7 protein-coding genes are annotated in these 7,560 nt (G+C 59.3%); 2 read left to right on the top strand and 5 right to left on the bottom strand.

Annotated elements, in window-relative coordinates:
• Nucleotides 1-52: 52 nt before the first annotated feature.
• Together AB6804_RS28370 and AB6804_RS28365 are read left to right on the top strand one after the other, a co-directional pair.
• Nucleotides 53-379, top strand: coding sequence for a WecB/TagA/CpsF family glycosyltransferase (locus AB6804_RS28370; RefSeq protein ID WP_370889272.1), 327 nt, complete (start codon nt 53-55; stop codon nt 377-379).
• A 65-nt stretch (nt 380-444) separates the two neighbouring features.
• Nucleotides 445-1,632, top strand: a complete 1,188-nt coding sequence (locus AB6804_RS28365; protein WP_370889271.1) for an aspartate-semialdehyde dehydrogenase — start codon at nt 445-447, stop codon at nt 1,630-1,632.
• A gap of 221 nt (nt 1,633-1,853) precedes the next feature.
• Here AB6804_RS28365 and AB6804_RS28360 read toward each other — a convergent pair whose 3' ends face one another.
• The 5 genes from AB6804_RS28360 to AB6804_RS28340 form a co-directional block, all read right to left on the bottom strand.
• Entirely contained in the window at nt 1,854-3,065 is a 1,212-nt protein-coding gene (locus AB6804_RS28360; protein WP_370889270.1) for a hypothetical protein, read from the bottom strand.
• Between the two features lie 402 nt (nt 3,066-3,467).
• Complete coding sequence (locus tag AB6804_RS28355) at nt 3,468-4,544, bottom strand: TraB/GumN family protein (protein WP_370889274.1); 1,077 nt, start codon at nt 4,542-4,544, stop codon at nt 3,468-3,470.
• A 55-nt stretch (nt 4,545-4,599) separates the two neighbouring features.
• Nucleotides 4,600-5,604: a peptide ABC transporter ATP-binding protein gene (locus AB6804_RS28350; protein WP_370889269.1), complete on the bottom strand. Its 1,005-nt coding sequence runs from the start codon at nt 5,602-5,604 to the stop codon at nt 4,600-4,602.
• Nucleotides 5,601-6,632, bottom strand: a complete 1,032-nt coding sequence (locus AB6804_RS28345; protein WP_370889268.1) for an ABC transporter ATP-binding protein — start codon at nt 6,630-6,632, stop codon at nt 5,601-5,603. Before AB6804_RS28345 ends, AB6804_RS28350 begins: the two co-directional genes overlap by 4 nt.
• Before the next feature lies 1 nt (nt 6,633).
• Nucleotides 6,634-7,551 carry an ABC transporter permease subunit gene (locus AB6804_RS28340; protein ID WP_370889267.1) on the bottom strand — a complete coding sequence of 306 codons (918 nt, stop codon included), beginning with the start codon at nt 7,549-7,551 and terminating at the stop codon, nt 6,634-6,636.
• Between the last annotated feature and the right edge of the window lie 9 nt (nt 7,552-7,560).

Here is a 7,560-nt window from a genome sequence, read left to right as displayed (position 1 = left end):
CTGCTGATACTGAGTTCTTTCGTGCATCGCAACACCTTATACGAAACGGGTGTTGCACTTCAGATTTGAGGCTGCCGGGGCAAAACTTCTCTTCGTGGCAATTACATCGCCGAAAAAGGAAAACTTCATCAATCGATGGCGCGATGAACTGGGCGTCGATTTCGTCATGGGTGTCGGTGGCACATTCGACGTCGTTGCCGGGAAAGTGAAGCGCGCACCGCAATGGATGCAGCGCATGGGGCTCGAATGGCTGTTCCGCGTGGCGCAGGAGCCGAGGCGAATGTGGAAGCGCTATCTGGTTACCAACTCTCGATTCGCGGTCATGTTAGTCCAAGCATGGTTACAGCGGCGCTTTGGCCGAGTTGAGGAAGTCTCGTAACAACGAGATAAGCGGTGCCTCGACAGATCCGGCATCTCACCAGCCCTTACTGCGAAGATAATGCAATGACTCAACTCGAACAGAAGTCGTCCATGGCAGCGGCAATCGCTGCGTCATTGCTTGAAGAATGCAAGCGCGACGGCTATGCGGGTTATGACCCATTCGACGGATTGAACAGCAAGCTTTTCGATCAACTGGGCGGGAATCGATTTCCGCTAGGCCGACTGGCGTGGCTACAACTGCACAAGCGCAGCCCTTTGAATCTGCGTCCGCTCGTTCGCGTTCCCAAGAAGAGGAATCCGAAAGGCATCGCGTTGATGGTGATGGGGTTACTTGAGCGCTTCAGCGCATTAAACGATGCAACCGCGTTGACGGAAGCCGTAGAGCTTGGAAATTGGCTTGTCACTCAGAGTGCCGATCAAGAGAAATGGCATCACCGCGCATGGGGCTACCATTTCGATTGGGCTGCTCGCGCATTCTATGTACCTCGTGGTAAGCCAAATGCAATCACGACTTGCTATGTCGCGCGTGCGCTGTATGCGCTTGGAACTGCTACGGACGATAAACAATTCACAGAGGCTGCGATCGACGCTGGCTACTTCCTGGATCAGTTGCATATCGAAGACGGTGGCTGCGAATACTATGCCTATATTCCCGGCGAAACGGCCTTCGTCCACAACGCAAGTCTTTGGTCTGCCGCGCTGGTTGCGGAAACGGCCGTGCGCGTGGGAAATGAGACGATGCGCGAACGAGCACTGCGAGTTGCACGTCAGTCAGCGTCAATGCAGCGGCCGGATGGTTCTTGGATTTATGGAGCGAGAGGACATCACAGTTTTATCGACGGCTTCCATACCGGTTACAACCTAGAAGCGTTGGATATGTTGCGGAAAGCCACCGGTGTTCGCGAGTTCGACCATGTGATCGAAAGGGGGATGGCTTATTACCGCAGAACCTTTTTTCTGTCCGATGGCACTGTCAAGTACTATCACGACAATGTTTGGCCGCTCGACACTCATTCCGTTGCGCAAGCTATCGTTACCTTGCTGAAGGTAGGCGCGACTGACGAAAACAACGCGCTCGCCGATAAGGTTGTCGAGGTCGCCGAAGCTACGCTTTACATGCCATCGAAACGGCGATTTGTTTATCAGAGAGGACGGTGGGTCACGAACCGCATTAATTATCTGCGTTGGACACAAGCTTGGGCGTTCTATGCGCTAAGCTTGTATGCCGCTCGTCGCGGAACGTTACCCTAACGGTCGCTTGACCTGATTAGCAGAAGACTGTCCTAATGCAAACTAGCTGTTGTAGAACGGCTGGAGCAACAAGAAGGGCCGCGCCATTCGGGGGACTCAATAAACACGCATCTGCAACTCGCAGATCAAGAGATGAATTCGTGGTTCCGCTGCGTTGTAGATCCGCGACGCAGAATTTGCGTCAGCAAGCTCCAATGACAGTTCCCTGTGAGAAAGAAGGCCTATGCATCGGTTGATAGACGTTGCGCTGATCGTTTATCACACTCAAACCTAATGACCACCGCTATAAAAGCCAGGTATGGGCTTGTAACTGCGGAGTTCAACGTGTGCCCAGCCGTGCAGGCTACCGCAAGCACGACAAGAAACAAAAGCCGTCCATACCGCGCCAATGGGGCTGAGCCAGCGAACACAAATTCACGCCGAAGAGACCAAAAGTAATAACAGAAAAGGGGCGCGCCTAAACAGATGACAAGATCAGGGACGTCAATTTCGATTAGATAACGTGTGACAGGATATCCCCCCGTAAGGACTGCGAGGTAACTTGTATTCGCGAGATCTGCCCATACCTGGGCGAACTTTATATCGCGCCCTGAAAGCAGAATTGTCAGCAGTGCGTTCCCGCTAGCGCGGTCATAGTGGTATACGAAGTAGTCCCGGCTCAAGCTGACTGCGTCGCGGACGGATGGCACGGCGGCATAAGCTACTATTGCGATCAGGAGCAGAACCAGTACTGCGTTGCTCGCTCGAAACGTTGCGACAATCACGCTGTGACGAGCATAGAAATATATGCAGATAATGGCGAAGGCACCCACCATGGCCGCTTTTGTGCCGATCAATAGGCAGGCGACTGACAACATGAGAAATGCAAGTATATTCAGTTTCTTCCATCCAAACCGTAGTACGCGCAGATTCGCGTAGCCTAAGCCAGCAATCATTAAAGCAGAGGTCTCGTTCTGAGCGTAAACGATCCCTTTGTAGCCTGATCGAATATGATTACTTGCTTGATAGCTTCTGAACATATCGACGGAGAAAATCGCTCCAACGATGATGGCCGCTGCATATACAAGCAGCGCACCCAGAACGAGCGGTTCAAGTTTTGACCGTTGCTGATGACTCAACGTGGATAGCGCAGCGGTGTACACAAAGAAGCAGAACGTCTTTGAGATGAAGATCGCCTGCTCGGCGAATTCCTGACCCGACATCTCGCCCGCTAGGCACATAATAGCGGCAGCGCCGACTGCGATAGTCGCTAGCAAAGCTCTAATGCAGGTCGCACGCTTAACGTTGCCCGCCACGAGCATGATAGAAACCATGCCGGCAAGTAGGCAGCCGCGTACAAGAAGTGAATAGCGCGCCCCCGCCTCACTGCCGCCTCCCACCGATGCCCAAGTAGTTAGGAAGTCGGCCAAAGGCGTCAAGATTAGCGCAAGCACGAATAGCGGCCAAATCACCGTAGAGACCTCAATTCGAGGCTGCGAACTTACAGTGGCAGAAGGGGGAAATCTAGGTAACGAACTCTTCATTCTTGGTTCAATTCAAGAGGGCGCGCGCGCGACGCTTGAGGAGAAGCTGCATCCGTTTCTTTTTAAACCATAGTCGCGCCGAGAGGCGACTAGGGCAAGCCTTTCACAGGGAGGACTTGAACCGGAGTTTGCGGATGATTTTGGACAGCGGTAGCTGCTCTCTGGCAACCAAGACCGCCTGTATCCGGAAACTATTGCAGCGTGTGCAGCGACGCGCCATCGTAGTCGAGAACTAGCGCTGTCAAACTCCGAAAATGCCGAAAAGCGAGACGCCGAGTGGCATTGCTCATCAAATAATGCACAGTCGCCCCGTCATCCCCCCACCACCACAAACCCCCTCCTCCTCAACAACTCCAGCACCCCGCGCTCGCCTCCAAGATGCAACGCCCCGATCGCCACAAACACCGGCCGATCGGGCGCCGCCAGCCCCACGATCCGTTGCACGAACCGCCGATTCCGCTCATACACCACGCGGTTATCCACCTGCGCCGCCAGCGTCTTCGACCGCGCCAGCTTCGAGCTCTTCGCATCGTCCCAGGCCTTCAACGCATCCGCATCGCCGATACGCCACAGCCGATGCAACTCCTTCACATCGGCGATATTCTCCGCCGAGCCTTGTACGAGATCCTGCGCCAGCATCTCCCGCTGCTGCGCGGACGATAGATGCGTGAACGTCGATATCTGCTCGTTCAGCGTCTCGAGCCCGACAATCCTCCCGCGCACGCGCAGATAAACATTCTGCAACTGCGCCTCCGTGCCGTACTCGCTCTGAAACCCGGCCTTCAGCGTGTCGTAGGTTTGAATCAGCATCGACGCGAGCCACGGCCTCGTATGACGCAGATTCTTCAGCGCAACAGGATTGCCGCGCATGCGCGCCTCGACCTTCTTCCACATCGAATCGGGTAAATAGTCGATCAGACATTCGCTGCGGCACATGCCGTAGCGGTTCACATCGTCTTGGGAGAGCAGCAGTTCGTCGGGGGAAATTTCGAGCGCCAGTGTCGGCGATGCGTACAGCGCCGCAAGGATCGGCTTGCGAAAAGGCTGTTCAGGCGGATAGTCGGTCGGAAAACCGACGTGCAACGTGCCGAGCAGATAGATCGTCGTCGCGCCTTTCGTGGCGACATAGAACGGCATGCGCGCCGGTTCCGCGCGCACCGGCCCGCTTGCCGTCGTGCCGTCGGAGCGGTCGACTGGAATGACCCGAGCCGGCGCTGCGGGCGGTGCGGCCGACGCCGGAACCTCCGTCGCGCTGGCATCGCCCGCGGGCTGAGGCGTGCCGCCGGGCGGACTGCGCGATCCCGTGACCGCGAACGCCACCGTCGACAACGCGAACAACAGCGCCATCGCGTATGCCACGACGCCAGCGCGCCGCGCGAGCAGCGCCATGCCACAGGACACGAAGCGGCGCGTCCGGTCGATCAACCGGCGCGCCGCCCGCGATTCAGGCTTCGGCTTCACCGACCTCCTCGGCGCGATGACACGACACCTGGCGGCCATCAACGACACGCAGCGCCGGTTCTTCCACCCGGCATCGCTCGATCGCATACGGGCAGCGCTGATGGAACGTGCAGCCCGACGGCGGATTCAGCGGCGACGGCATCTCGCCTTGCAGCTTGATCTTGATGCGGCGATCTTCCTCGAACAACGCAGGCGTCGCGGACATCAGAGAGCGCGTGTACGGATGTCGCGGATTCGCGAAGATCGTCTTCTTGTCGCCCAGCTCCGCAATGCCGCCGAAGTACATCACCATCACGTCGTCGGCGATATGCTCCACCACCGACAGATTGTGCGAGATGAACACGTAGCTCGTGCGGAACTCCTGCTGCAGATCCATGAAGAGATTCAGAATCTGCGCCTGAATCGACACGTCGAGCGCCGACACCGGTTCGTCCGCCACGAGAATCTGCGGATCGAGAATCATCGCCCGCGCAATGGCCACGCGCTGACGCTGTCCGCCCGAAAACATGTGCGGGTAACGCGACGCATGTTCGGGCCGCAGGCCAACGGTGCGCATCATCTTCGCGATGCGTTCCGCGCGTTCCGTCGACGAGAGCTTCGTGTTGATCGCGAGCGGCTCGCCGAGCGTCTGCTCCACCGTCTTGCGCGGATTCAGCGACGCAAACGGGTTTTGAAACACCATCTGCACGCGCTGGCGCAAATCCGCGATCTTCGCCTTGCTCGCGCCGGCCACGTCTTCGCCGTCGATCAAAAGGCGGCCCGACGTCGGCGCTTCGATCATCGTCAACTGGCGAGCAAGCGTGGACTTGCCGCATCCCGATTCACCGACGACCGCGAGCGTGCGCCCGCGCCGTAATTCGAACGACACGCCGTTCAGCGCCTTCACCGTGCCCTGCGTGAACATGCTGCGCTTGACCGAGTAATGCTTCGTGAGCTTGTCGGCGGCCAGCACGATGTCCTGATTGAGTTCCTTCGGTATCGCGTTCATCGCGCGCCCTCCCCGGCGATCTGTGCCTCACGCTCCGCGCGCACCGCCTGCGTCACGTCGCTTGCGACATTGAGCGGCTTGATGCAGCGCGCACGCACCGCAGGATCGTTCCAGTCGAGTTGATACAGATGCGGCCGGCCCTTCCAGCAGTCATCGACGGCATACTTGCAGCGCGGCGCAAACAGACACCCGCTTGGCCGGTCGTCCCGCCCCGGCACCATGCCCGGCAGCGCCGCGAGACGCGCCGCGCCCCGGCTATGCTCGGGAATCGCGGCCAGCAGCGCTTCGGTGTACGGATGATGCGGCTCGCTGAAAATCGCCGGCACATGATTCGTTTCGATGATCTCGCCCGCGTACATCACCGCCACGCGCTGCGCCACTTCCGACACCACCGCGAGATCGTGCGAAATCAGCACGAGCGCCATGCCGCGTTCCTTCTGCAGGCGCACGAGCAGTTCCATGATCTGCGCCTGAATGGTCACGTCGAGCGCGGTGGTCGGCTCGTCGGCGACCAGCAGCTTCGGATTGCACGCGACCGCCATCGCGATCATCACGCGCTGGTTCATGCCGCCCGACATCTGATGCGGGAACGCATCGATGCGGCTTTTCGCATCCGGAATGCCGACCTGATCGAGCAACTCGAGCGCACGCCTGTGCAACGCATCGCCGCGCAATCCTTCGTGCAACTTCAGCACTTCCTTGATCTGATAGCCGACGGTATAGCTCGGGTTCAGACTCGTGAGCGCGTCCTGAAACACCATGGCGATGTCCTTGCCGATGATCCTTCGACGCTCGCGCGCCGACGCCTTCAGCAAGTCCTTGCCGTCGAACGTGACCTGATCGGCGGTGACTTTGCCGGGCGCATCGATGAGGCCCATCAGCGCCATCATCGTGACGCTCTTGCCCGAGCCGGATTCGCCGACGACGCCGACCACTTCGCCCGGCGCCACCGACAGGCTGATGCGATCGACGGCCTGCGTGCCGCCGAAGGTCACCTGCAGGTTACGGATAGTCAATAGATCGTTCATGTCATCCCATCCGTTTCAGTTTCGGATCGAGCGCATCGCGCAGCCCGTCGCCGAGCAGGTTGATGACGAGCACCGAGATCAGAATCGAGAGACCGGGCATCGTCACGATCCACCATGCGCTTTCGATGTAATCGCGCGCCGATGCGAGCATCGCGCCCCACTCCGCAGCCGGCGGCTGCACGCCGAGGCCGAGGAAGCCGAGCGCGGCTGCATCGAGAATCGCGGACGAGAAACCGAGCGTCGCCTGCACGATGAGCGGCGCGGCGCAATTCGGCAGCACTTGCGAGAACATGAGCCGCACGGTGCCCGCACCCGCGACGCGCGATGCCGTCACGTATTCCTTCTGCAATTCGCCGAGCGCCGATGCGCGCGTGAGGCGCACATAGCCCGGCAGCGCGACGATCGCGATGGCGAGCATCGTGTTGACGAGCCCAGGCCCGATGATCGCCACGACAGCGACCGCGAGCAGCAGCGACGGCAGCGCGAGCAGCACGTCCATCACGCGCATGATCGGCGTATCGAGCCAGTTGAAGAACGCGGCCATCAGACCCAGCACGACGCCCGGAATCAGCGCGAGCACCACCGACACGAAGCCGATCCAGAACGACAGCCGCGCGCCGTACATCAGGCGCGAGAGAATGTCGCGGCCGGCTTCGTCGGTGCCGAGCAGGAACATGCGATTGCCGCCTTCGAGCCACGCGGGCGGGATCTTCACATAGTCGCGGTATTGCTCGATCGGGCTATGAGGCGCGATCAGCGGCGCCAAGATCGCGACCAGCATGAGCGCAATGACGATGACACCCGCCACGACGGCGCCGCGATTGCGCGAGAAGTTCGCCCAGAACTCGCGCGCCGCGACCATGCGGCCGGACGGCGGCGTCAGCGCACCGGGCGGGAGATTGTTTTGAACGTCAGCCATTCGTGTGTC

It is taken from the genome of Caballeronia sp. RCC_10 (assembly GCF_041360715.1).
Lineage (GTDB): Bacteria > Pseudomonadota > Gammaproteobacteria > Burkholderiales > Burkholderiaceae > Caballeronia > Caballeronia grimmiae.
This window is presented reverse-complemented; position numbering and strand designations above follow the sequence as displayed.

Excerpts from the sequence above, each read along its gene's own strand:
- AB6804_RS28350 (WP_370889269.1), bottom strand. The coding sequence starts at position 5,604 with ATGAACGCGATACCGAAGGAACTCAATCAGGACATCGTGCTGGCCGCC.
- AB6804_RS28365 (WP_370889271.1), top strand. The coding sequence starts at position 445 with ATGACTCAACTCGAACAGAAGTCGTCCATGGCAGCGGCAATCGCTGCG.
- AB6804_RS28355 (WP_370889274.1), bottom strand. The coding sequence starts at position 4,544 with ATGGCGCTGCTCGCGCGGCGCGCTGGCGTCGTGGCATACGCGATGGCG.
- AB6804_RS28345 (WP_370889268.1), bottom strand. The coding sequence starts at position 6,632 with ATGAACGATCTATTGACTATCCGTAACCTGCAGGTGACCTTCGGCGGC.
- AB6804_RS28340 (WP_370889267.1), bottom strand. The coding sequence starts at position 7,551 with ATGGCTGACGTTCAAAACAATCTCCCGCCCGGTGCGCTGACGCCGCCG.